The 25,605-nt window shown below is 38.6% G+C and carries 20 protein-coding genes and 2 tRNA genes; 21 read left to right on the forward strand and 1 reads right to left on the reverse strand.

Annotated features, from left to right (window positions below):
- The first annotated feature begins 5 nt into the window (after positions 1-5).
- The 14 genes from OZX56_RS02110 to rpoC all read left to right on the forward strand — a co-directional run bounded on the left by OZX56_RS02110 (position 6) and on the right by rpoC (position 19,370).
- Entirely contained in the window at positions 6-248 is a 243-nt protein-coding gene (locus OZX56_RS02110; RefSeq protein WP_277126891.1) for an RNA-binding S4 domain-containing protein, read from the forward strand.
- 77 nt (positions 249-325) lie between these two features.
- The gene (locus tag OZX56_RS02115) at positions 326-703 is read left to right on the forward strand and encodes a septum formation initiator family protein (RefSeq protein WP_277126890.1); all 378 of its coding nucleotides are present in this window, start codon (positions 326-328) and stop codon (positions 701-703) included.
- On the forward strand, positions 700-1,068 hold the full coding sequence (locus tag OZX56_RS02120) for a S1 RNA-binding domain-containing protein (protein WP_277140339.1): 369 nt from the start codon (positions 700-702) through the stop codon (positions 1,066-1,068). Before OZX56_RS02115 ends, OZX56_RS02120 begins: the two co-directional genes overlap by 4 nt.
- The gene (gene tilS, locus OZX56_RS02125) at positions 1,058-2,326 is read left to right on the forward strand and encodes a tRNA lysidine(34) synthetase TilS (RefSeq protein ID WP_277140015.1); all 1,269 of its coding nucleotides are present in this window, start codon (positions 1,058-1,060) and stop codon (positions 2,324-2,326) included. The genes OZX56_RS02120 and tilS overlap by 11 nt, the downstream gene beginning before the upstream one ends.
- Positions 2,327-2,399: 73 nt before the next feature.
- Complete coding sequence (gene ftsH, locus OZX56_RS02130; RefSeq protein WP_277140016.1) at positions 2,400-4,556, forward strand: ATP-dependent zinc metalloprotease FtsH; 2,157 nt, start codon at positions 2,400-2,402, stop codon at positions 4,554-4,556.
- A 47-nt stretch (positions 4,557-4,603) separates the two neighbouring features.
- On the forward strand, positions 4,604-5,482 hold the full coding sequence (gene hslO, locus OZX56_RS02135; protein ID WP_277140017.1) for an Hsp33 family molecular chaperone HslO: 879 nt from the start codon (positions 4,604-4,606) through the stop codon (positions 5,480-5,482).
- 96 nt (positions 5,483-5,578) lie between these two features.
- Entirely contained in the window at positions 5,579-6,205 is a 627-nt protein-coding gene (locus OZX56_RS02140; RefSeq protein WP_277140018.1) for a histidine phosphatase family protein, read from the forward strand.
- A gap of 88 nt (positions 6,206-6,293) precedes the next feature.
- Positions 6,294-7,331, forward strand: a complete 1,038-nt coding sequence (dusB, locus tag OZX56_RS02145) for a tRNA dihydrouridine synthase DusB (protein ID WP_277140019.1) — start codon at positions 6,294-6,296, stop codon at positions 7,329-7,331.
- Complete coding sequence (lysS, locus tag OZX56_RS02150) at positions 7,332-8,876, forward strand: lysine--tRNA ligase (protein WP_277126884.1); 1,545 nt, start codon at positions 7,332-7,334, stop codon at positions 8,874-8,876.
- 114 nt (positions 8,877-8,990) lie between these two features.
- A tRNA-Gly gene (locus tag OZX56_RS02155) sits at positions 8,991-9,062 on the forward strand.
- Positions 9,063-9,105: 43 nt separating this feature from the next.
- Positions 9,106-9,179: transfer RNA gene (locus OZX56_RS02160), tRNA-Pro, on the forward strand.
- Between the two features lie 157 nt (positions 9,180-9,336).
- Entirely contained in the window at positions 9,337-11,841 is a 2,505-nt protein-coding gene (locus OZX56_RS02165; protein WP_277140020.1) for an ATP-dependent Clp protease ATP-binding subunit, read from the forward strand.
- 202 nt (positions 11,842-12,043) lie between these two features.
- Positions 12,044-15,688: a DNA-directed RNA polymerase subunit beta gene (locus OZX56_RS02170; RefSeq protein WP_277140021.1), complete on the forward strand. Its 3,645-nt coding sequence runs from the start codon at positions 12,044-12,046 to the stop codon at positions 15,686-15,688.
- Between the two features lie 16 nt (positions 15,689-15,704).
- Positions 15,705-19,370, forward strand: coding sequence for a DNA-directed RNA polymerase subunit beta' (gene rpoC / locus OZX56_RS02175; protein WP_277140022.1), 3,666 nt, complete (start codon positions 15,705-15,707; stop codon positions 19,368-19,370).
- Positions 19,371-19,410: 40 nt separating this feature from the next.
- Here rpoC and OZX56_RS02180 read toward each other — a convergent pair whose 3' ends face one another.
- Positions 19,411-20,103 carry an A24 family peptidase gene (locus tag OZX56_RS02180; RefSeq protein WP_277140023.1) on the reverse strand — a complete coding sequence of 231 codons (693 nt, stop codon included), beginning with the start codon at positions 20,101-20,103 and terminating at the stop codon, positions 19,411-19,413.
- 199 nt (positions 20,104-20,302) lie between these two features.
- On the opposite strand from OZX56_RS02180, the gene rpsL reads away from it, so the two are divergent.
- The 7 genes from rpsL to rplW all read left to right on the forward strand — a co-directional run bounded on the left by rpsL (position 20,303) and on the right by rplW (position 25,599).
- Positions 20,303-20,710: a 30S ribosomal protein S12 gene (gene rpsL, locus OZX56_RS02185; RefSeq protein WP_277126879.1), complete on the forward strand. Its 408-nt coding sequence runs from the start codon at positions 20,303-20,305 to the stop codon at positions 20,708-20,710.
- A gap of 14 nt (positions 20,711-20,724) precedes the next feature.
- The gene (gene rpsG, locus OZX56_RS02190) at positions 20,725-21,195 is read left to right on the forward strand and encodes a 30S ribosomal protein S7 (protein WP_277126878.1); all 471 of its coding nucleotides are present in this window, start codon (positions 20,725-20,727) and stop codon (positions 21,193-21,195) included.
- A 31-nt stretch (positions 21,196-21,226) separates the two neighbouring features.
- Positions 21,227-23,320: an elongation factor G gene (fusA, locus tag OZX56_RS02195; RefSeq protein WP_277126877.1), complete on the forward strand. Its 2,094-nt coding sequence runs from the start codon at positions 21,227-21,229 to the stop codon at positions 23,318-23,320.
- 366 nt (positions 23,321-23,686) lie between these two features.
- Positions 23,687-23,995: a 30S ribosomal protein S10 gene (gene rpsJ / locus OZX56_RS02200; RefSeq protein ID WP_046327486.1), complete on the forward strand. Its 309-nt coding sequence runs from the start codon at positions 23,687-23,689 to the stop codon at positions 23,993-23,995.
- A gap of 25 nt (positions 23,996-24,020) precedes the next feature.
- Positions 24,021-24,650 (forward strand): 50S ribosomal protein L3, encoded by a 630-nt coding sequence (gene rplC / locus OZX56_RS02205; protein WP_277140024.1) that lies wholly within the window; start codon positions 24,021-24,023, stop codon positions 24,648-24,650.
- A gap of 14 nt (positions 24,651-24,664) precedes the next feature.
- Positions 24,665-25,297 carry a 50S ribosomal protein L4 gene (gene rplD / locus OZX56_RS02210; protein WP_277126875.1) on the forward strand — a complete coding sequence of 211 codons (633 nt, stop codon included), beginning with the start codon at positions 24,665-24,667 and terminating at the stop codon, positions 25,295-25,297.
- On the forward strand, positions 25,294-25,599 hold the full coding sequence (gene rplW, locus OZX56_RS02215; RefSeq protein ID WP_277126874.1) for a 50S ribosomal protein L23: 306 nt from the start codon (positions 25,294-25,296) through the stop codon (positions 25,597-25,599). The genes rplD and rplW overlap by 4 nt, the downstream gene beginning before the upstream one ends.
- Positions 25,600-25,605 lie beyond the last annotated feature (6 nt).

A 25,605-nucleotide genomic window follows, 5' to 3' on the forward strand; every position in this document is an offset into this window, starting at 1 on the left:
TTAAAATGAGAATTGATAAATTTTTAAAGGTTTCTCGGTTAGTTAAGAGAAGACCCATTGCTAAAGAAATGGCCGATCAAGGAAGAATTAAGGTTAATGATCGAGTTGTTAAATCAAGTTACGATGTCCAAATAGGTGACATAATTGAAGTTGGCTATGGTTCAAGACAAGTTAAGGCTAAAGTGTGTGCAATTAGGGAAACTACTAAAAAAGCTGAAGCAAGTGAATTATATGAATTGCTAGATTAATTAGTAGCTAGACTTAATGACTTTTATAGTTGGCCTTGCTATAATGAATTAAATTGTTTTAGTGATAGAGGATAATCATGATGAAGGGACCACGTATTTATAATTCACTCAGCCCACAAGAGCGAGCAGCGCGTTTAAAGCGTCAACAAGAAAAACGAGCAAAAGAAGTTCATCGCAATCGGCGGAATCGGATTGCGGCCATTTTTGCAATTCTATTCTTGGTTTTAGGTGTGCAGATAGCAATTACTCATGCTAAAACGGTTAGAATCAATCAGCAAGTTGAAACTACTAAAAAGTCTTTAAAGCAAATTAATCATGAGAAACGGGCACTATCGACTAAACGTGATGACCTAAAAGACCCAGATTATGTAGCGAAATTGGTGCGATTCAAATTTTTGTATTCCAAGCCAAATGAAACGATTTATAATATTCCAGATGGAAAAAGCAATAAATAATGAAATATCAAGTGGGACAAAGACTTACTGGCAAGATTAATAATATTACTAAACTAGGGATTTTTATCACTATAGCTGATCATCAAACTGGGTTGATTCATCATAGTGACTTTGGTAATAATTGGCTGCGTGAAAGTCATAATTATCAAGTTGGGCAAACAATTCGAGTGGTTGTGTTACATAATCACCATGGTAAGCTAGCATTATCTAAAATGCGGGTTAATGATCCTGAATTGCTTGATCCAACTAATCCATTTTCGTCTACTAAGCCAGCAGATTTTCAGACTGTTTTGACTGAGACACTCAGTGCTGCTAAAAGTGAAACTGCAAAATTAACAGCGGATTTGGTGAAGTATGCAGATTGATGCATTTTTTAAACAAAACCATTTGGCGTTAACTGGTAAAACTTTAGTTGTAGCCGTCAGTGGTGGCCCCGATTCTATGGCTTTACTAGATTTATTAAATACAATTCAGGAACGCTATCAACTGCAGTTAATCGCCGCTCATTTAGATCACCAGTTGCGAAAAGATTCACTGCAAGAAGCAAGAATCATTGCTGAATATTGCCAAGATAAACCAATTAAGCAAGTTAATGGTTATTGGCCTAAGTCTGCTCATCCTAAAGTTGGGATTGAAGCTGCGGCACGTCAGTATCGTTATGACTTTTTACTAAAGGTAATGCGTCAGGAGCATGGCGACTATCTATTAACTGCTCATCATAATGATGATCTGCTAGAAAATATTATCTTGAAGTTTATTCGTTCAGGTAATCCTAATGAAATGAATAGTTTAAAGGCAGTTACTAAAAGGGAAGAAACTACTTTATTAAGGCCCTTATTGACTGTAAAAAAAGGACAATTATTAGATTATGTCCAAGATAAAAAAATTACTTTTGTCAAAGACATAACTAATGATGAGGACGACGTTTTACGAAATCGGATTCGTCATCACATCATCCCACTGTTAAAACAAGAAAATGCGCAAGTTGGTACAAATGCGGTACGCTTTAGCAGACAAATGGAAGTATTGAGTAAAATTACTGAACGCAATTTTGAGCATCTTCCTAAGCCCCAAGAATTTTTGGGGTGTTCCTATCGTTTGCCTAGTAAAGTACTTAGCACTTTATCTGTATCTGAGCAAACTAGTTATTGGCAGAATTTTATTTGGCAGACGTTTCAAAGGCGAGTAAACGAAAACTTGGCTAACTTTAAATTGATTAATTATCAAGATTATTTTTATTTGGTTAAAGATAACTTGCCACAGCCTGTGGAAATTAATGCAATTAGCTTAAATCATGCTTTTAACTTTTTGGATCGTCAATTTTTGGTTACTAAAGAGCCGAGAGCTTTCACTCTATTAGATTGCTTTTTGGCTCCAGATCAGGTAACTTTTTATGCTGGGTCACTTGCAGCTGGAACTAAGTTAAGATTACGAAACGGTCAGCATGTTAAAAGTAAGAAAAAGTTTGCCCAAAAAGGGATTCCTAACGTGCTTCGGCCATACTGCTTAACGATTTATGCTGATGGAGAACCAGTATTTATTGAGCAAACATACCATAATCAGGAATGCAATCAAAATATGATTAATTATTATGTATATCAAAAAAATGGTAAAAAAATTTAAAATATTAGAGCATTAGTGAAATTTGTGTTAAACTTTTATTCGTATATTTCTATAAACTTTGCGGAGGCTTTTTATGAAAAATAACCGGAATCGGCTGTTTTCGAACGGCTTGTTCTATATTGTTGTCTTCCTTTTATTATTGGGTGGCATTAACTGGGCACTTGGTGGATCAGACAAATCAGGTGGCAGTGAAAATATTAGTTACTCAGAATTTGTTAAGGACTTGCGTCAGGGCAAAGTTAAAAACTTTAATGTTCAGCCTGCTAACGGTGTTTATACCGTTTCGGGGAGCTATAAAAATGCTCAAGAAACTAAGGGACAAACAAAAAATAGTTTTGACTTCTTAAATGGTAATTCTGGCTCACAGGTAAAACGTTTTTCAACTACGATGTTGCAAAATGATTCAAGTGTGGCTAATGTGCAAGATTTGGCACAAAAGAGTAATACCAAGATGACGACCCAAGGGGAATCCCAGTCAGGTAGTTGGCTATCAACAATTGTGATGCTGGTACCAACTATTCTCTTTATCGTGATGCTCTGGATGATGGTTAGCCAAAGTGGCGGCGGTAGTGGCCGCGGCGGCAATGGCGGCATTATGAACTTTGGCCGTTCTCATGTTAAACCTGAGGATCCGAAGAAAAATAAAGTTCGTTTCTCGGATGTTGCAGGTGAGGAGGAAGAAAAGCAAGAATTAGTAGAAGTAGTTGAATTTTTGAAGAATCCAGCTAAATTTACTAAATTGGGAGCCAAAATTCCTTCTGGTGTCTTACTTGAGGGTCCTCCGGGTACAGGTAAGACTTTACTTGCTAGGGCAGTTGCTGGTGAAGCCAATGTACCATTCTTCTCGATTTCTGGTTCAGACTTTGTTGAAATGTTCGTTGGTGTTGGTGCTAGTAGGGTGCGTGATCTGTTTACTAATGCTAAAAGGAATGCACCAAGTATTATCTTTATCGATGAAATCGATGCAATTGGTCGTAGTCGTGGCAGTAGTGCCAGTGGCGGCGGTAACGATGAACGTGAACAAACATTAAATCAATTACTAGTTGAAATGGATGGATTCCAAGGCAATGAGGGAGTAATTGTGATCGCTGCGACTAACCGTTCAGATGTTTTGGATCCAGCTTTACTTCGTCCAGGACGCTTTGATCGTAAGGTATTAGTTGGGACTCCTGATGTGCGCGGACGTGAAGCTATTTTACGAGTTCATGCCAAAAATATGCCATTGGCTGACGATGTTGATTTGAAAGAAATCGCACGACAGACTCCTGGTTTTGTTGGGGCAGATTTAGCCAACTTGTTGAACGAAGCCGCATTACTAGCAGCTCGCCGCAATGGTGGAGAAATTACTGCTCTTGACCTTGATGAAGCAGAGGATCGTGTAATTGCTGGACCAGCTAAAAAGAACAGTCTTATTTCTAAGAAAGAACGTCAGCGCGTGGCGTTCCATGAAGCTGGACACTCTATTTGTGGGTTGGTATTAAGTGATTCAAGAACAGTGCGCAAGGTAACAATTGTACCTCATGGTCGTACTGGTGGTTACAATTTGATGCTACCTAAAGATGACCAATTCTTGTTAACTAAGAAGCAGTTAATGGAGCAATTAGTTGGTCTGATGGGTGGTCGTGCTGGTGAAGAAGTTGTAGTTGGTGATCAATCAACTGGAGCTTCTAATGACTTTGAGCAGGCTACGCAAATTGCTCACAGTATGGTTGTTAATTATGGGATGACCGAGTCTTTAGGAATGGTTGAACTTGAAAAAGAGGGCGAAACCAATCCTTATGGAATGAAGCCATACAGTGAAGCTACTTCAGCTAAAATTGATGAAGCAGTGAAGCAATTACTAGATGAGGCTCATGCAAAAGCGGTTGAAGTGGTTAAGAACAATCGCGAAAAGCATCGTATTATTGCCGAAGCTTTGCTAAAATATGAAACTTTAGACGAAAAACAAATTATGTCCTTGTATGAAACTGGTAAAATGCCAGAAAAAACTGAACAATTTCCTAGTGAGTCAAAGGCTTCTACTTATGAAGAAGCTAAGGCTGCAGCTGAGAAAAAGGAAAGTTTAAAGGCACAAGTTGCAGACAAGACACAAGCAGATGATGAAGTTCAAACTAATGCTGAACAAAAGGACAGTGAACAGACAACCAAGTCTGACACGGCACCTGCATCGTCATTACAGTCTGAAGCTAATAACGATGACCATCCAACGGATGATCAAAAACAAGATTAATATAAATAGGGCCTGGCAAAGGGCTCTATTTTTTTAGGAGAATATTAATGAGTGACTATTTAATTAAGGCATTAGATAAAACTAAAAATTTGCGGTTGTTGACGATTACAGCTAAAGACCTAGTACAGGAAGCTCAGACTAGGCAGGATACTTGGTCAGCTTCTTCGGCTGTTTTAGGTAGAACACTTATTGCTGGTGTTTTGCTAGCTGGAGCCGAATTGAGTGACAAAGAAGAACTGACTTTGCGACTTTTAGGAGATGGGCCTGTGGGAGCGACAGTTGTCACTGCTCAATCAAACCTGACAGTCAAAGGCTATGTCAAAAATCCCCATATTGCTTTACCATCGAAAAAGGCTGGGCACATTGATGTTAAAAGTGCAGTTGGATCAGGTTGGCTGCAAGTAACTAAAGATTTGGGATTGAAAGAACCTTATACAGGTGAGGTTCCAATCGTGTCTGGAGAAATTGCTGAGGATGTTGCTTATTATTTAACTAAATCAGAGCAAATTCCATCTGCAGTTGGTTTGTCAGTATTTGTAAATCCTAACAATACAATTGGTGAAGCTGGTGGCTTTATGTTGCAAGCATTGCCGGGAGCTAGTGATAGCCTAATTGATCAGACAATTAATCGAATTAATGAGTTGCCAGCGTTATCGACTTCTTTTTTAGACGGCATGACTCCTGAAGATTTAGCTCGCAAGATTTTGGGAACTGACTGCAAAATTTTGACTAAAGATAAGGTTGCTTTCAAATGTGATTGTTCAAGAAAAAAGTATACTGAACTATTGAGAACACTCAAGTCGTCTGAACTAAAAGCGATGATTACCGAAGATCATGGGGCTGAATTGACTTGTAATTTTTGCTCGCAACAGTATCAATTTACTCAAGAACAATTACAAAATATTTTGGATCAAAAACTTAACTAGTATTTTTTAATCAGATTAAGTTAAAAATCAGGGTGCAGTAAGCAATAATCTTGTTTATAATGGAGAAGTTAAAGAAATTTGAAAAGGAGTGCAAAAATGCTAAACGTGTATGTTGTGCGTCATGGTCAAACAGATACTAATAAAACTGGCGCCATCAATGGTTCAGGAACTAACTTACCTCTAAATGAAACGGGAATTAAACAAGTAGAAACTTTACATAATAGCTTTGATATTAATAAAATTGATTGTGTTTATGCTAGCCCACTAACTCGGGCCAAGCAAACAGCAGAAATTTTAACCCAAGGTAAACGGGAAATTATTACTGATGACCGGCTTAAGGAAATGGATTATGGTGATTGGGATGGCAAAATTAGTGCCGAAGTCCGTACTAGTTATCCACAAGTCTTTGATGAGCTAGGCTATTTTAAGAATAATTATAGTGATTATTGTCATGGTGAGAGCTATGAGCACTTGGCTGCACGGCTAATGGATTTTTGGCATGAGTTAGTGCAAAAGCATGAAGATGAATCTGTCTTGGTGGTCTTTCATGGGACCGCTTCTCGTTCGCTAGTGCAGAATGTTTTAAAAGTACCTGACATTACATTAATTGGTGAAGTACAGAATGCTGGTGTGATTAACTTTTCTGTTGATGATCGGACTAAAAAAACTTTTTTGCGTTATTATAACCGTGTTGCTCCTGGTAAATTTTTTATTGAAAAATAAGAGTTCAATTTATCCGCTTTTTGATTAAGAAGTTTTGTTAATCAAGCAGGATTTGGTATGATGTTAGGGTATTTGAAAGGATGATTTAGTGGATAATAGCTGGAAAATTCGCGATATTACTATTCCTAATCGCGTTGTTGTCGCACCAATGGCAGGAGTTTCAAATTCTGCCTTTCGGATGATTTGTAAAGAATTTGGTGCTGGAATGGTAGTTTGCGAAATGATTTCTGATCATGGAATTATTTACCGAAATAAAAAGACGATGTCGATGATCAAGGTTGATCCGCGTGAACATCCAATGAGTATTCAAATTTTTGGTGGTACTGAGCAGACTCTATTGCAGGCGGCGCAATATATTGATCAACACACTGCTGCTGATATTATTGATATTAACTTAGGTTGTCCTGTGCCCAAGATTACTAAAACTGATGCAGGTTCGAAGTGGTTGCTTGATTCAAACAAGATTTATCAAATGGTGCATACTGTCGTTCAGAATGTTTCTAAACCTGTCAGCGTTAAAATGCGAATTGGGTGGGATCGTAAGCATATTTTTGCGGTTGAAAATGCATTGGCTGCTCAAGAGGCAGGTGCCAGTATGATCGCGATGCATGGTCGTACACGTAAGCAAATGTATCAAGGACAAGCAGACTGGGAAACGTTACATGAAGTAGCTAAGGTTCTTGATGTACCATTTGTTGCTAATGGAGATATCACTACTCCAGAATTAGCTCAAAAAGCCCTAAAAGAAATTGGTTCAACTGCGGTAATGGTTGGCCGAGCTGCTCTTGGTAATCCGTGGATTATCAAGGATATGGTTCACTATCTTGATACTGGTGAAAAGTTAATTCCGCAAACAGTAGCTGAAAAGGTTGCTACGGCTAAACACCAGCTGCAGGCATTAGTTGACTTAAAAGGTGAGCGGATAGCTGTTCCTGAGTTTCGTCAGCAAGCAGCCTACTATTTAAAAGGAATCCCGCGTTCAGCCAGAACTCGCGCTAAGATAAATGAGGTTTGGACTGCTCAGGAAGTTTATGATTTACTTGATAATTTTGCTGCTGAATATGAAAAGCGACAGGCAATGAAAGCTAAAAATGTTAAAACTAAACTAGTAATGGAGGAAAAATAATTGGCAAAAAATGAAATGAATGACCAACTTGTAGTTCGTCGCCAAAAGATGACAGAATTGCGGGACAAGGGAATTGAACCATTTGGACAAAGAAGATTTGATCGTCAAGATTTGGCAAGTACTTTAAACGAAAAATACGGTCAAGAAGATAAAGATGAATTGAACAATGATATGCCTAAGACCAAAGTAGCTGGTCGGATGCGTGCTAAGCGTGGCAAGGGTAAAGTCGGCTTTGCTGATCTATATGATCGCACGGGGAAAGTTCAAATTTATGTGCGTAAAGATATCGTTGGGGAAGAAAATTATCAAATCTTCAAGAAGGCAGATATTGGTGACTTTTTAGGTATTGATGGCGAAGTCATGAAGACTGATACTGGTGAGTTAACGATTAGAGCTACTCACGTTACTTTTTTATCGAAAGCATTGCGTCCATTACCTGAAAAATACCATGGTCTTAAGGATGTTGAACAGATTTATCGGCAACGGTATCTTGACCTAATTACTAATGATGAAAGTCGTAAGCGCTTTGCTAATAGAAGTAAGATTATTCAAGCCATTCGTGATTATTTAAATAAGCAAGATTTTCTAGAAGTCGAAACACCAGTCTTGCATAATATTCCGGGTGGAGCAGAAGCGCGTCCATTTATTTCGCACCACAATGCTTTAGATATTGATTTGTATATGCGGATTGCTCTAGAATTGCCACTTAAGCGACTAATTGTGGGTGATATGGAACGGGTATATGAAATTGGCCGGGTTTTCCGTAATGAAGGAATTGATACACATCACAATCCAGAATTTACTGAATTAGAAACTTATGCTGCATATTGGGACTTCCATGACGTAATGAATGAAGCAGAGGGTATTATCCGCGCTGCTGCTAAAGTTGTTAGCAATGATGGTAAGGTTAATTACCAAGGTACTGATATTGATTTAGGTAAACCATTTAGACGGGTTCATATGGTTGATCTAATCAAAGAGAAGACAGGAATTGATTTCTGGGAAAAGATGTCACTAGAAACAGCAACTAAACTTGCTGAAGATCATGGCATTAAGGTTGAAAGTTTTTGGCAAGTAGGTCATATTATCAACGCTTTCTTTGAAAAATACTGTGAAGAAACAATTGTTGATCCAACTTTTGTATACGGACATCCAGTTGAAATTTCGCCTTTAGCTAAGAAAAATGCTGATGATCCAAGATTTACTGACCGATTTGAAATTTATATCTTAGGTGAAGAATATGGTAATGCCTTTTCTGAACTAAACGATCCAGATGATCAACGGGCACGTTTTGAAGCTCAAATGGCTGAACGTGAGGCTGGCAATGATGAAGCTGATATGATCGATGAGGATTATTTGCGGGCAATGGAATATGGTATGCCGCCAACAGGTGGTTTAGGTATCGGGATTGATCGGTTAGTGATGCTTCTAACTGATGCGCCAGCAATTCGGGATGTTTTACTCTTCCCAACGATGCGTCCTGAAAAAGATGAAGAAATTGAACGTGAGTTACAAGCTGATTTAGCTAAACAAAAGCAAGAATAAACTTATTGTAAGCAATATAATTAGTCAAAAAGAGATTCTGTTAACGGAATCTCTCTTTTTCTTTCAAAAATAGTTTGCAAAATTAAAATAGTTTGCTATAATAAAATATGTCTTGCGGAAGTAGTTCAGTGGTAGAACATCACCTTGCCATGGTGGGGGTCGCGGGTTCGAATCCCGTCTTCCGCTTAATATGATTGACTCACCGATCTCGGTGAGTCTTTTTATTAAACGGGAAATAGCTCAGCTTGGTAGAGCGCTACGTTCGGGACGTAGAGGTCGCAGGTTCGAATCCTGTTTTCCCGATATCAACTGTCCGATAATGGGCAGTTTTTTTGTTGCTTGTAAAAACCAGAATATTAGCGTGGCTTAAAGGTCTTTGGTATAATGGTAACAACGTTTTTGACAAAAAATCATAAGGCAATTAAGGCAAATATTACGTTATTAAAAGGTGGTGCTATCGATGGAAACTTCTTATAGCAAAAGTGCAAATCAAATTATGGAAATTGCACGTGAACAAGCGCAAAAATTTCATCATCGACTGATTGGAACTGAACATTTATTATTGGCGATGGTGATTGAATCTGATGGCGAAGCTGGGAAAGATTTGCGTTCATGGGGCGTTACTCCTAAGGCAGTCAGTGAAGAAATTGAACGATATACAGGGTACGGCTCTGCAGCTAAAACATCTTACATGGAAATTTCTCCTCGTTTAGGTATGGCATTGACTTATTCTAAAAATATGGCTGTTCATATGGGGTATGACGAAGTTAATTCAAGATTTCTGCTAATAGGCTTGATTTCTAGTGAGCAAATTTTATCTGCTGTTATTTTACGTAATTTAAATGTTGATATTCATGAATTAGGACTTAATGTCAAAAAAGCATTGGCGATTACTCCTCCTGATAATCAGAATTATCAAGATTACGATGATTTGATTGATGCTAAACCGACAAATCCTGGAAGAAATAAGGCTAAAAGTTTGACTAAGACTTTGGATCAAGTTTCAGTAGACCTTAATGAACAGGCTAAAAATAATCAAATTGATCCCGTAATTGGACGCGAGCAAGAAGTAAGTCGGGTAATTGAGGTTTTGTCACGGCGAACTAAAAATAATCCGGTTTTGATCGGTGAGCCAGGTGTGGGTAAAACTGCGGTTGCTGAAGCAATTGCAACTGCGATTGTCAATAAAAAAGTGCCAGCTGACTTACTTAATAAACGAGTAATCTCATTAGACTTGGGGGGATTAGTTGCTGGTACTAAATATCGTGGTGAATTTGAGGAACGTTTAAAAAATATTCTCAAAGAAATCAAGCGTGATGGCAAAATTATTCTCTTTATTGATGAATTACATATGATAGTTGGAGCTGGCGGTGCAGAAGGGTCAATTGATGCGTCTAATATATTGAAACCGTCACTTGCTCGTGGCGATATTCAAATGATTGGTGCTACTACTTATAACGAATATCAAAAGTATATCGAAAAAGATCAAGCGTTGGCGAGACGGTTTCAGCAGGTTCGCCTAGACGAACCATCACGAGCTGAAACTTTGGCAATTTTGCAAGGTTTAAAGCCTAAGTATGAAAAATTTCATCACGTTAAAATTGCAGATGAAGCATTAGCTAGTGCGGTTGACTTGGCTACTCGGTATATTTCTAATCGGTATCTACCAGATAAAGCGATTGATTTAATTGATGAAGCTAGTGCGGCAGTTAAGATTGCACATCAGCCTAATCAACCTAGCAATCAGTTATTGCAACTGACCAAGCAAATTGCAACTATTACTGATGAAAAAAATCAGGCCGCAATTAATCAGAATTTTGTCCAAGCAGCTACTTTACAAGAAAAGCAGAATGCTTTACAAAATTGTAAAGCTCAATTGAATGCTAAGTTGGAACAAGGTGTTTCGGGGCAGGATACTGTTTTACCTAAAGATGTTGCCCAAGTAGTTTCTGCTTTGACTGGTGTACCAGCCACTCAAATGACTCAAAGCGAAACCAAACGATTAGCCGATCTAGAGCATGAGCTTCACAAGCGGATTGTTGGTCAGGATCAAGGAGTTAGGTCAGTCAGTCGTGCAATTAGGCGTAGTCGTAGTGGGATCAAGGATGAAAATCGTCCAATTGGCTCGTTTTTGTTCTTAGGACCAACAGGTGTAGGTAAGACGGAACTTGCCAAAGCGATTGCTGAAACAGTTTTTGATTCTGAGAATAATTTAATCAGAATTGATATGTCAGAATATATGGATCAGGTTGCCAGTAGTAAATTGATTGGTTCTGCACCAGGTTATGTTGGCTATGATGAAGGTGGTCAGTTATCTGAGAGGGTACGCCGCCACCCATATTCAGTGATTTTGCTAGATGAGGTAGAAAAGGCGCATCCTGATGTGTTTAATCTGCTATTACAAGTATTAGATGACGGCTTTTTAACGGACTCTAAGGGTCGAAAAATTGATTTCCGCAATACAATTATTATCATGACTTCTAATTTGGGTTCACGTTCTTTGTTTGAAACCAAACAAGTAGGTTTTGCGGCTAATGAAACTAGTCAGGCAAAGCAACAAAAAGAGCGCATTGATCGAGCTTTAAAACAATTCTTTAGACCAGAATTTTTGAATCGGATTGATGAAACTATCATTTTTGATGAGCTTGATCAAAAGCAATTACGGCAAATTGTAACTTTGCTAGTTCAAAGATTAGTTACTCGCATGCAAAAGCAAGGAATTCAGTTGAAATTGTCACCAGCTGCATTAGACAAAATTGCTAAGGATGGTTATAGTCCGCAGTGGGGAGCTAGACCTCTGCGTAGAGCTATTCAAACTGATATTGAGGACAAAATTGCTTCACTGCTGATTGCTGGTGATCTGCAGTCGGGAGATTTATTAAAGATTGGCAGCAGTCATGAAAAATTAAAATTTGCTGTAGTTAAAGCTGGCAATAGTGCTAGTAAATCAAGCTTAGTTAATTGACAAATGAAGTGTAACTTGTTACTATAATTGTTGATTTAAAAATGCTGAGTTTCAGAATTTTGCTGATCTATTGTCCAGCAGAATAATAAAAGACAAAAATGACGTGTGTTGTTTTTGTCTTTTTTATGCAAAAAATTCCAGTTTTTTATTTTTGTAATCGAAATGTAATATTTGCTTTCTCCAACAGAAAGGATGTTTCTCTTTGTTAAATGGACACGTAGTTAACTATGGTAAACACCGGACAAGACGTAGTTTTTCACGCATTAAAGAAGTGCTGGATCTACCTAACTTGACTGATGTACAGACTGAATCATACAAGTGGTTCCTTGATGAAGGTATCAAGGAAGTTTTTGATGATATTATGCCAATCAGTGATTATTCTGGTAAACTTTCCCTAGAATATATGGGCTATAAATTAGAAAAACCGAAGTATACGGTTGATGAGGCTCGTGATCACGATGCAACCTATTCTGCACCGATGCATGTTACGCTTAAACTCGCTAACCAAAAAACCGGTGAGATTAAGACCCAGGATGTTTTCTTTGGCGATTTGCCACTCATGACTGAATCTGGCTCTTTTATTATCAATGGTGCTGAGAGAGTTATTGTTTCACAATTGGTTAGATCACCGAGTGTTTATTATTCTGGTGATTATGATAAAAATGGTCGGCAAATCTTTGGTACAACAGTTATTCCTAACCGGGGTGCATGGTTAGAATACGAAACTGACGCTAAGAATATTTCATATGTTCGAGTTGATCGGACTCGTAAATTGCCATTAACTGTTTTAATTAGAGCAATGGGAATTGGCTCTGACAGTGACATTCTAGATATGTTTGGTGAGAGTGATACTCTGCAATTTACTTTGGATAAGGATGTCCATAAGAATCCAGCTGATTCTCGTGTTGCAGAGGCTTTAAAGGATGTTTATGAAAGATTGCGTCCTGGTGAACCGAAGACGACAGATTCGTCACGTTCATTGTTGTATTCACGTTTCTTTGATCCACGTCGTTATGATTTGGCACCTGTTGGTCGTTACAAGGTCAATAAAAAATTGTCGCTTAAGAATCGCCTTTATGGTCAAACCTTAGCTGAAACTTTAGCAGATCCAGATACTGGTGAAATTATTGCTAAAAAAGGTACGGTAATGACTCATGCTGTCATGGATACTTTGGATCCTTATCTTGACCGTGATGATTTTAAGATGGTAACGTATGAGCCTTCAAAAGAGGGGGTTTTACCTGATCCAATTACTGTTCAAGAAATTAAAGTCTTTTCTAAAGATAATCCTGAACGTGTTGTTAAGATTATGTCTAACGGTCATATTGACAAGAATATTAAATATTTAACTCCAGCTGATGTGTTAGCTTCAATCAATTACTTTTTCTTGTTACAAGATGGTATTGGTAACGTTGACGATATCGACCACTTGGGTAATCGGCGGATTCGCCGTGTTGGTGAATTGATGCAAAATCAATTACGAATCGGTTTATCCAGAATGGAACGAGTAGTTCGTGAACGGATGTCTACTCAGGATCAAGCAACAGTTACTCCACAACAATTGATCAATATTAGACCGATTGTTGCCAGCATCAAAGAATTCTTTGGTTCATCACAATTGTCGCAATTTATGGATCAACATAATCCTTTAGGCGAATTAACTCATAAGCGTCGGATGTCTGCATTAGGGCCTGGTGGTTTGACACGTGATCGTGCTGGATATGAAGTTCGGGATGTTCACTATACTCAATATGGTCGTTTATGCCCAATCGAAACTCCAGAAGGTCCTAACATTGGGTTAATTAACTCACTTGCCACATATGCAGTTATTAACAAGTATGGTTTTATTGAGACTCCTTATCGGCGAGTTTCATGGAAGACTCACAAAGTTACTGACAAGATTGACTATCTGACCGCTGACGTTGAGGATAATTATACGATTGCTGGAGCTAATACGCGGTTAAATCCAGATGGTTCTTTTAAAGATAAGTTGGTTTTAGCACGTCAAAAAGAAGACAACGTCGAAGTTAGTCCAGACAAGATTGACTATATGGACGTTATTCCTAAGCAAGTTGTGTCGGTTGCTTCGGCATGTATTCCATTTTTGGAAAATGATGACTCCAATCGTGCCTTGATGGGTGCTAACCAACAACGTCAGGCAGCTCCATTAATTAATCCGCATAGCTCACTAGTTGGTACTGGGATGGAGTATCGGGCAGCTCATGATTCGGGTGCGGCTTTGCTTGCTAAAGCAGATGGTCAGGTCGAATATGTTGATGCTGATACAATTCGCATTCGCCGTGAGGATGATACTTTAGATAAGTACACACTTGAAAAGTATCGTCGTTCCAACAACTCTAAATCTTACAATCAAACGCCAATTGTCAAATTAGGCGATCAAGTTGTCAAGGGTGAAGTTATTGCGAATGGTCCAACTATGGATAATGGTGAACTAGCTTTGGGACAAAACCCAGTAATTGCTTTCATGACCTGGAACATGTACAACTATGAAGATGCAATCTTGCTATCTGAGCGGTTAGTCAAAGATGATGTCTATACTTCAATTAGTATTGAAGATTATGAATCTGAAGCCCGTGATACTAAACTAGGACCAGAAGAAATTACACGTGAATTACCTAATGTTGGTGAGGATGCATTAAAAGATCTTGATGAGCACGGTATTATTCGGGTTGGTGCCGAAGTTCATGATGGGGACATCTTAGTTGGTAAGGTAACGCCTAAAGGAGTTACTGAATTATCAGCTGAGGAAAGATTATTGCATGCGATTTTTGGTGAAAAAGCTCGTGAAGTACGTGATACCTCATTGCGTGTACCACATGGTGGTGGCGGAATTGTCCGTGATGTAAAAGTTTATAATCGTGAAAACGGCGATGAACTTTCACCAGGTGTTAATACGCTAGTTCGGGTATATATTGCGCAGAAACGTAAAATTCAAGTCGGAGACAAAATGTCTGGTCGACATGGTAATAAGGGTACGGTAGCAGCTGTTATGCCTGAAGAGGATATGCCTTACTTACCAGATGGTACGCCAGTTGATATCTGTTTGAACCCAATGGGTGTTCCGTCACGTATGAATATCGGGCAGCTTTTGGAATTGCACTTAGGTAGAGCTGCTAATACGTTGGGTATCCATGTAGCTACCCCAGCCTTTGATGGTGCTAATGAGGACGATGTTTGGGATACAGTTCATAAAGCAGGAATTGACAAAGATGGTAAGACTGTTTTATATGATGGTCGTACAGGTGAGCCGTTCCATAACCGTGTTTCGGTCGGAATTATGCATTATCTGAAGTTAACTCACATGGTTGATGATAAGATTCATGCTCGTTCAATTGGGCCTTACTCATTGGTTACTCAACAACCTTTAGGTGGTAAAGCACAATTTGGTGGTCAGCGTTTTGGTGAAATGGAAGTTTGGGCTCTGGAAGCTTATGGTGCTGCGTATACTTTACAAGAAATTTTGACTTACAAGTCAGATGATGTTGTTGGTCGTGTCAAGGCATATGAGGCAATCGTCAAGGGTGAGCGAATTCCTAAGCCAGGTGTACCTGAATCGTTCCGAGTTTTGGTAAAAGAACTACAATCATTAGGACTAGATATCCGTGTACTTGATTTGGATCATAAGGAAGTTGAGTTGCGGGATATGGATGAAGATTCTAATGAGCATTTAAATATTGATACCTTATCGAAGATGGCTGAAGAACAAGAAAAGAAAAAGTTAGCCCAAGAAACTGTCAAGTCTGAAGACGAAGACACTAAAGAGTTACCAGCAAATGCTGAACCAGTGACTGATAACTCTAATGATGACACCAAAATTTCTAAATAAGTAGGAGGTTAAGCTTTTGATCGATGTAAATAAGTTTGAAAGTATGCAAATTGGACTTGCATCACCTAATAAAATCCGTAGCTGGTCATACGGTGAAGTCAAAAAACCGGAAACGATCAATTATCGTACTCTGAAACCAGAAAAAGATGGTTTATTTGACGAGAGAATATTTGGACCAACTAAAGATTGGGCTTGTGCCTGTGGTAAGTATAAGGGTGTTAGATATCGCGGAATTGTTTGTGATCGCTGCGGGGTTGAAGTTACTAACGCTAAAGTCAGACGCGAGCGGATGGGTCATATTGAATTAGCTGCTCCTGTTACTCATATTTGGTATTTCAAGGGAATTCCATCAAGAATGGGATTAATTCTTGATATTTCACCAAAGTTATTAGAAGAAGTAATTTATTTTGCAGCTTATATCGTGATTGATCCAGGTGATACAGATCTTGAATTTAAGCAGTTATTAACTGAAGCTGAATATCGTGAACAAAAAGGCAAGTATGGTAATCGCTTTACTGCTAAAATGGGTGCTGAAGCCATTCGAGATTTATTACGCAAAGTTGACTTAAATCAAGAAGTCGTTGATTTAAAGAAAGAACTAGAAACAGCAACTGGCCAAAAACGGACTAGAGCTATTCGTAGATTAGACATTTTAGATGCCTTTAAGGATTCGGGTAATAGTCCTGAGTGGATGGTAATGGATGCTGTTCCAGTTATTCCTCCGGACCTACGCCCAATGGTGCAACTGGAAGGTGGGCGATTTGCTACCTCTGATTTGAATGACTTATATCGGCGGGTAATTAATCGTAATAATCGGTTGAAGCGATTGCTTGATTTAAATGCACCAAATATTATTGTGCAAAATGAAAAGCGAATGCTGCAAGAAGCTGTTGATGCCTTAATTGATAATGGTCGCCGCGGTCGACCAGTTGTTGGACCAGGTAATAGACCTCTAAAATCCTTATCACACTTACTTAAGGGTAAACAGGGACGTTTCCGTCAAAACTTGCTTGGTAAACGGGTTGATTATTCTGGTCGTTCGGTTATCGATGTTTCACCAAAATTAAAATTTTACCAGTGTGGTGTTCCACGTCCAATGGCTTTGGAATTGTTTAAACCATTTGTAATGCATGAACTGGTTAAGCGCGGAATTGCATCCAATATTAAGAGTGCTAAGCGTAAGATTGATCGTGAAGACGATGATGTCTGGGATGTACTTGAAGATGTTATCAAAGAAAGAACGGTTTTGTTAAATCGGGCGCCGACATTGCACCGATTGAGTATTCAAGCTTTTGAACCGGTTTTGGTACCAGGTAAGTCAATTCGGTTACATCCATTAGCCTGTGAAGCTTATAATGCCGACTTTGATGGTGACCAGATGGCGATTCACGTGCCATTATCTGATGAAGCCGTAGCTGAGTCACGAATGTTAATGATGGCTTCGCACCATATCTTGGCGCCTAAAGATGGTAAGCCGATCGTAACTCCATCTCAGGATGTTGTGTTAGGTAATTATTGGTTAACCCAAGCAGAACGTGGCCGCGAGGGTGAGGGTATGATTTTTAATTCGATTGCTGAAGCTACAATAGCTTATAACAATGGGATAATTCATTACCATACTATTATTGGGCTTAATGCTGCGTCGATGCCTGATAAAACTTGGCCTAAGGATTGCGAAAATGGTATTTTTGTAACTACCTATGGTAAGGCGATTTTTAACCAAATTTTCCCTGAAGATTACTTCTATGTTAATGAACCAACTGAAGAGAACTTGAATAATCCACTGGCTAGGAAGTATTTCTTAGAACCAGGTGAAGATATTTATGAGAAGATTGATAATATTGGATCTGACTTAGTGGATACTCCATTTAAGAAGTCATTCTTATCGGATTCAATTGCCACAATTTATAAGTACTATAAAGTACAAAGAACCTCAGATTATTTAGATGACTTAAAGACTTTGGGTTATACCAGTTCAACAACTTCTGGTATTACTATTGGGATGACTGATGTTCCAGAAATTGATGATAAAGATGAAAAGGTAGACAAAGCCCATAAGCAAGTTGACGTAGTTTCTAAGCAATTCAGACGTGGTTTGATTACTGAACAAGAACGTCACGATCGTGTAATTAGTATTTGGAATGATTGTAAGGATCAAGTTCAGGACGAAATTGCCCAAATTTATGATCCACATAATCCAATTACAATCATGGCTGACTCGGGTGCGCGTGGTAACATTTCCAACTTTACTCAGCTGGCCGGAATGCGTGGCTTGATGGCTACTCCTAACGGTGGACTATTTGAAATTCCAGTTACTTCAAACTTTAAAGAAGGTTTGTCCGTTTTGGAGCTGTTCATGTCAACTCACGGTGCTCGTAAGGGAATGACTGATACGGCGCTAAAGACTGCTCAGTCTGGTTACTTAACTAGACGTTTGGTTGATGTTGCCCAAGATGTGATTATTCGTGAAGAAGACTGTGGAACTGACCGTGGTATTGTGGTTCACGCGATTATGGAAGGTGACGAATTAATCGAGCCGTTGTTTGATCGACTACTTGGACGTTTTACTGGTGAAACTGTTAAAGATCCACAAACAGGTGAAACAATTGTTGGTCCTGACGTAATGTTAGACGAAAAGCTAGCACATCAGATTTGTGATGTTGGTGTAACTAACGTTAAGATTCGTTCGATTTTAACTTGTGATACTTCACATGGTGTTTGTCGTAAATGTTACGGAATGAACCTAGCTACTGCTGAAGAAGTAGAAGTCGGTGAAGCAGTTGGTACTGTTGCCGCTCAATCAATTGGTGAACCAGGTACGCAACTTACTTTACGTACTTTCCACAATGGTGGGGTTGCTGGTGCTGAGGATATTACTCAAGGGTTGCCTCGTGTGCAAGAATTGTTTGAAGCAAGAAATCCTAAAGGTCGTGCGGTTATTTCTGAAGTTGACGGTGTAATTGATTCAGTTCAAGAAAATCCGGCGGAGCATACACGTGAAATTACTGTTAAAGGTAAGATTGATACTAGAAGTTATAGTGTGCCATATACTGCTTCAGTAGCTGTTGCAGAAGGTGATGAGGTTCGCCGTGGTGATAAGCTGACTTTGGGATCAGTCGATCCAAAAGAATTAATTCAGGTAACTGATACTTTAACTACTGAAGAATATATTTTAGTTGAAGTTCAAAAAGCCTATCGAATGCAGGGGGTTGATATTTCTGATAAACACGTCGAAGTATTGACTAGACAAATGCTGCAAAAGGTTCGAGTACTTGATCCAGGTGAAACAGATCTATTACCAGGTGAAACTTTAGACATCGATCAATTTAAGGAACGTAACAAATCAGTTATTATTTCTGGTGGGATACCTGCAACTGCACAGAGCATAATTTTGGGTATTACTAAGGCTGCGCTCGAAACTAACAGTTTCTTGTCTGCCGCTTCGTTCCAGGAGACGACTCGTGTTCTGACTGATGCTTCTATTAGAGGCAAGAATGATCCATTGCTTGGATTAAAAGAAAATGTTATTATCGGAAAAATTATTCCGGCTGGTACTGGTCTCCCAGTTTACCGTGATATGGAACCTGATGCTGATGTTAAGAAGCCGAAGTCTGTTTATTCAATTGCTGATATTGAAAAGCAGATGAAGGAAGCTGACAAGGCAAAGGTGCCACAAAAATAGATAAAAAAGTGTTCTACTATGATTTTTAGTAGAACACTTTTTAGTTGAAAGGCAGTTGCAATATTAATCCTAAGAATAAATATGGGATAAAGGCAACTGCTTTTTGTGTTGAATATTTTTTACGTTGGAAACAAAAGTACAAAATTAAACAAACTGATCCAGTTAAAAAAACTAGATTAGCGAAATGAGGACTAAAGAAAAATACTAGAACTAGATAAATAATTAAGTCGCCGCTACCAAGTTTGTGTTGCCAAACGAACGTTATCAATAGTAGTGAAATTGGCAAAAATTCTAGGTAATCAAGCAATTGATAGTGAGACAAGCTAGTAAGTCTAATGAAAGCTAAAAAAATTGCTGGCAAAATCATCACTAGATGAAACTCTTGCACTTCGAAATCGCAAATCGCGGCTAATAAAATCGAAAAAAGAATAATACAGGTTAAGAGATCATTGGATTGACTCAAATCCAGGCTTATAAAGGAGAAACCACCGAATGCTTCAATTATTGGTAATTTCACTGGAATAGGATTGTGGCAATAGCTGCACTTACCGTGCAAAAAAAGATAAGAAATTAGTGGTATTTCATCCAGCAAGCCTAGTTCGGTATAACAAATTTGACAGTAAGAGTGTGGAGACCAAAAATTTGCTTGATCAAACCGATCGCAGATAAGGGCAGCGTGTGAGGCAACACAAGCTCCGATTAAAAAGTTAGTAATTGAATAAAACCATTCCATAATAAGCTCCTTAGTTTTTTAATTCAAACATAAGTATGAAAAATATTGCAGTTTATTTTTTAAAATAAATAATAGCAATTGATTTATCTCTAAAAACGAGTACAATAGATTTGTATGTTTTTAATGATTATTCAGGATCTAAAAAAGAAACTCCTGGATGTGTGAACACAACAATTATTTTTTTAGGAGGAAACATTTAATGCCAACCATTAATCAATTGGTAAGAAAAGGCCGTCACACTAAGACGACTAAATCAAAATCACCAGCCCTAAGTTACGGCTACAACAGTATGAAGAAGGAATTAGTATTCAACCCAGCACCACAAATGCGTGGTGTTGCAACTCGTGTTGGTACTATGACACCAAAGAAGCCAAACTCAGCATTACGTAAGTATGCCCGTGTTCGTTTGTCAAACTTAATCGAAGTTACTGCATATATTCCTGGTGAAGGCCACAATTTGCAAGAGCACTCCGTTGTTTTAATCCGTGGTGGACGTGTAAAGGACCTTCCTGGTGTTCGTTATCATATTGTTCGTGGTGCGCTTGATACTGCTGGTGTTGACGGCAGAAAACAAGGTCGTTCCAAGTACGGTGCCAAGAAAGATTAAGGAGGAGTTAAATAATGCCTAGAAAAGGACATGTAACTAAAAGAGACGTTTTAGCAGATCCAGTATATAATTCAAAACTTGTTACCAAGTTAATCAACCATTTGATGGTTGATGGTAAGAGAGCTAAGGCTTCCTCTATTCTTTATGATGCTTTTGATATTATCAAGGACAAGACCGATAAAGAGCCACTTGATGTTTTTGAAGAAGCAATGAACAATGTGATGCCTGTTTTGGAAGTTAAAGCACGCCGGATCGGTGGTTCTAACTATCAAATTCCAGTTGAAGTACGTCCAGAAAGAAGAACTACTTTAGGTTTAAGATGGCTTGTTTCATACGCACGTTTACGTAATGAACACACAATGGATGAACGCTTAGCTAATGAAATTATCGACGCTTCAAATAACACTGGTTCAGCAGTCAAGAAGCGTGAAGATGTTCACCGGATGGCTGAAGCTAACCGGGCATTTGCTCACTACCGCTTCTAATTTGATTAATTTTTTAAGGAGATAAGAATTTATGGCTAATAAGCGTGAATTTCCATTAGAAAAGACGCGTAATATTGGTATCATGGCCCACATCGATGCGGGTAAGACTACCACTACTGAACGTATCCTTTACTACACTGGTAAAATCCATAAAATTGGTGAAACCCACGAGGGTGACAGCCAAATGGACTGGATGGATGAAGAAAAAGAACGTGGGATTACCATTACATCAGCTGCTACTACAGCTCAATGGAAAGACTACAGAATTAACATTATTGATACACCAGGACACGTTGACTTCACTATCGAAGTTGAGCGTTCATTACGTGTGCTTGATGGTGCTGTAACTGTGCTTGATGCACAAGCTGGGGTTGAACCACAAACTGAAAATGTTTGGCGTCAAGCTGAAACTTATGGTGTTCCAAGAATCGTATTCATCAACAAGATGGATAAAATTGGTGCAGATTTTGATAAATCAGTTACTTCTTTACATGAACGGTTAAATGCTAACGCTATAGCAGTACAAATGCCAATTGGTTCTGCTGATACTTTTGAAGGTGTTATCAATTTAATTGATATGGAAGCTGATATTTACGACGAAGATAAGCTTGGTTCAAGTTGGGAAACTGTTGCAGTACCTGATGAATACAAAGAAGAAGCTGAAAAGCGTCGTAATGAATTAATTGAGCAAGTAGCTGACGTTGATGATGGCATCATGGAAAAGTACCTTAATGGTGATGAAATTTCTATCGATGAATTAAAAGCTGCTATTCGTAAGGCTACCTTGGACTTAAAGGCTTTCCCAGTTTTTGCTGGTTCGGCATTTAAGAACAAGGGTGTACAAATGATGCTTGACGGTGTGGTTGATTACTTACCATCACCATTAGATGTTAAGCCTTATGTTGCTCATGATCCTAAGACTGACGAAGAAGTTGAATTAGTTGCAGGAGATGACAAGCCATTCTCAGCTTTAGCCTTTAAGATTGCTACTGACCCATTTGTTGGTCGTTTAACTTATATTCGTGTTTATACTGGTTCACTTGAATCGGGTTCATACGTGTTGAATGCTTCTAAGAATAGTCGTGAACGTGTTGGTCGTTTGCTTCAGATGCATGCTAACTCAAGAAGTGAAATTTCAGAAGTCTTTTCAGGTGATATTGCCGGTGCAATCGGCTTGAAAAACACTACTACTGGTGATTCATTGACTGATCCAGATCATCCATTAATTTTGGAAAGTTTGGAAGTTCCAGATCCAGTTATTCAAGTTTCAATTGAGCCTGAATCAAAGGCTGACCGTGATAAACTTGATGTTGCTTTGCAAAAACTGACTGAAGAGGATCCTACTTTTAGAGCCGAAACTAACGCTGAAACTGGGCAAACTTTGATTTCTGGGATGGGTGAATTACACTTACAGATCATGGTTGAACGTATGAAACGTGAATTCCATGTCGAAGCTAAGATTGGTGAGCCACAAGTTGCTTATCGTGAGACATTCACTAAGAGTGCCAAGGCTCAAGGTAAGTTTGTTCGTCAATCCGGTGGTAAGGGTCAATATGGTGATGTTTGGGTTGAATTTACTCCAAATGATCGCGGTAAAGGCTACGAATTCGAAGATGCCATTGTTGGTGGTGTAGTTCCTCGTGAATTTATTCCTTCAGTTGATGCTGGACTGCAAGAATCAATGCAGAATGGTATTTTAGCTGGATATCCACTGATTGATGTTAAGGCTAAACTTTATGATGGTAGTTATCACGAAGTCGATTCAAGCGAAACTGCCTTTAAGGTTGCTGCTTCATATGCATTAAGAAATGCTGCACCTAAGGCTGGTGCTGTTATCTTGGAACCAATCATGAAGGTACAAGTAATTACTCCTGAAGAATATCTTGGTGATGTAATGGGCTCGATTACTGCACGTCGTGGTACGATGGATAACATGCAAGATCGTTCAGGTGCTAAAGTATTGAATTCAATGGTGCCACTTGCTGAAATGTTTGGTTATGCAACTACTTTGCGTTCGTCAACTCAAGGTCGTGGGACATTTACAATGGTATTTGATCACTATTCACCAACTCCTAAGTCAATTCAAGAAGATATTATTAAGCAACGTGGTGGAAAGTCCGAATAACTTACGATAATAATTTTAAATAATCGAGATACTGGTAGAGCCAGTATCTCTTTTTTTATAAGTAGATATTTTTAGTTTTTATAAAATATTTATATGGTGAAAATACAATTTATTTTAATCAGTAATTTTGTTAGAAAATGATCTAAAAAATATAATTAAAAGCCTGTAAGCCTTGATATTTCAACTAAAAGCAGGTATACTAGTCTTTGTGTGTTTAGGGCATATTCTGTCTTAAGCCGCGAAATGTAGTAAAGCGTTGATGCAAAAGGTTGCGGCACACCAGGCTGCATTGCCACAGGAGGCGTAGCCGGTAATTTTTGCGGAGGCTAGTCATCTTTTAAAGAAGACGTATAAGGAGGTAATTCAATGGCAAGTCAATCTATTCGGATAAGACTTAAGTCTTACGAACATGGTATTCTCGATGAATCAGCTGCTAAGATTGTAGCTACTGCGAAGAGAACTGGTGCTGAAATTTCAGGTCCAGTTCCACTTCCAACTGAAAGAGTTTTGTTTACTGTTCTTCGTTCACCACATAAGAACAAGGATTCACGTGAACAATTTGAAATGCGCACGCATAAGCGGTTAATCGACATTTTAAATCCAACACCTAAGACTGTTGATTCTTTAATGAAGCTCGATCTACCAAGTGGTGTAGACATCGAAATCAAATTATAATTTTTAAAGAGAAAGAGGTGTAATCATGACCAAAGGAATCTTAGGAAAAAAAGTCGGTATGACTCAAATTTTCACTAAAGATGGTATCCTTGTCCCTGTAACTGTTGTCGAAGCAACACCTAACGTTGTTATGCAAGTTAAGACTGTTGAATCAGACGGCTATGAAGCAGTGCAATTGGGTTACCAAGATAAGCGTGAAGTTTTGAGCAACAAACCAGAAAAAGGTCATGCTTCTAAAGCAAAGACTTCGCCTAAGCGCTTCATACGTGAAATCCGCGGAGTTGAGCTTAAGGACTACGAAGTCGGCTCAGAAATAACTGTGGACACATTTAAGGATGGCGACGTTGTTGACGTTACCGGAATTACAAGAGGTCATGGATACCAGGGTAACATTAAGCGTTGGAACCAATCACGTGGACCAGAAACTCACGGATCAAGATATCACAGAATTCCTGGTTCAATGGGTTCAATCATTAATCGTGTACCAAAGGGTAAGAGATTACCAGGTCACATGGGTACTAAGAAAGTTACCATTGAAAACTTAGTAATTGAAAAAGTTGTAGCAGATAAGAATGTTTTGCTGATTAAAGGCAATGTTCCTGGTGCTAAGAACTCATTAATTACTGTTAAATCTGCTGTTAAGATTAATAAGTAGAAAGGAGGACAAGAATGGCTAATTTAAAAGTTATCGATCAAACAGGCAAAGATGCTGGTGAAGTTACTTTAAATGATCAAGTATTTGGGATTAAACCAAACGAAAGTGTTGTGTTTGATGCAATTATCAGACAAAGAGCTGGTAAGCGTCAAGGTACTTCTAAAGTTAAGAATAGATCTGCAGTTCGCGGTGGTGGTAAAAAGCCATGGAAGCAAAAGGGTACTGGACGTGCTCGTCAAGGTTCCATCAGATCACCACAATGGCGTGGTGGTGGTGTAGTATTTGGCCCAACTCCTCGCTCATATTCATACTCAATGCCAAGAAAGCAACGCCGGTTGGCTATCAAGTCAGTTCTTTCTCAAAAATTACTTGACAATGACTTAGTTGTTTTAGATCAATTGACTATGGCTGCTCCAAAGACTAAAGAGCTTAAGTCAACTTTAGATGGTTTAAAAGTTGAAGGTAAGGTTTTAATTGTTTCAGAAGATAGAAACGTACAACTTTCGGCTAAAAATTTACCTAAGGTTAAAGTAGTTACTATTAATGGCGTAAATGTTGAAGATGTTGTTAATTGTGACAAGATGATTTTGACTAAAGACGCTGTGGAAAAGCTAGAAAAGAATGTTGAGGGGGCTTCAGAAAAATGAGTGCACATGATATCATTTTAAGACCTGTCATTACTGAAAAGTCAACGAACTTAATGGATGATAAGAAGTACACTTTCAACGTGCTTTTGACCGCAACCAAAACACAAGTTCGCAATGCTGTTGAAGAAATCTTTGATGTTAAAGTCAAAAAAGTTAATATCATGAATGTTCGCGGAAGCGACAAACGTGTTGGTCGTTACACTGGTAAGACCGCTCGCAGTCGTAAAGCAATCGTAACTTTAACTGACGATTCAAATGACATTAAGATTTTCAAAGACGAAGAGAATAAAGAAAACAAGTAATAGGAG

Origin of the sequence: Lactobacillus sp. ESL0684, from assembly GCF_029392675.1 — a bacterium.
Classification (GTDB): Bacteria; Bacillota; Bacilli; order Lactobacillales; family Lactobacillaceae; genus Lactobacillus.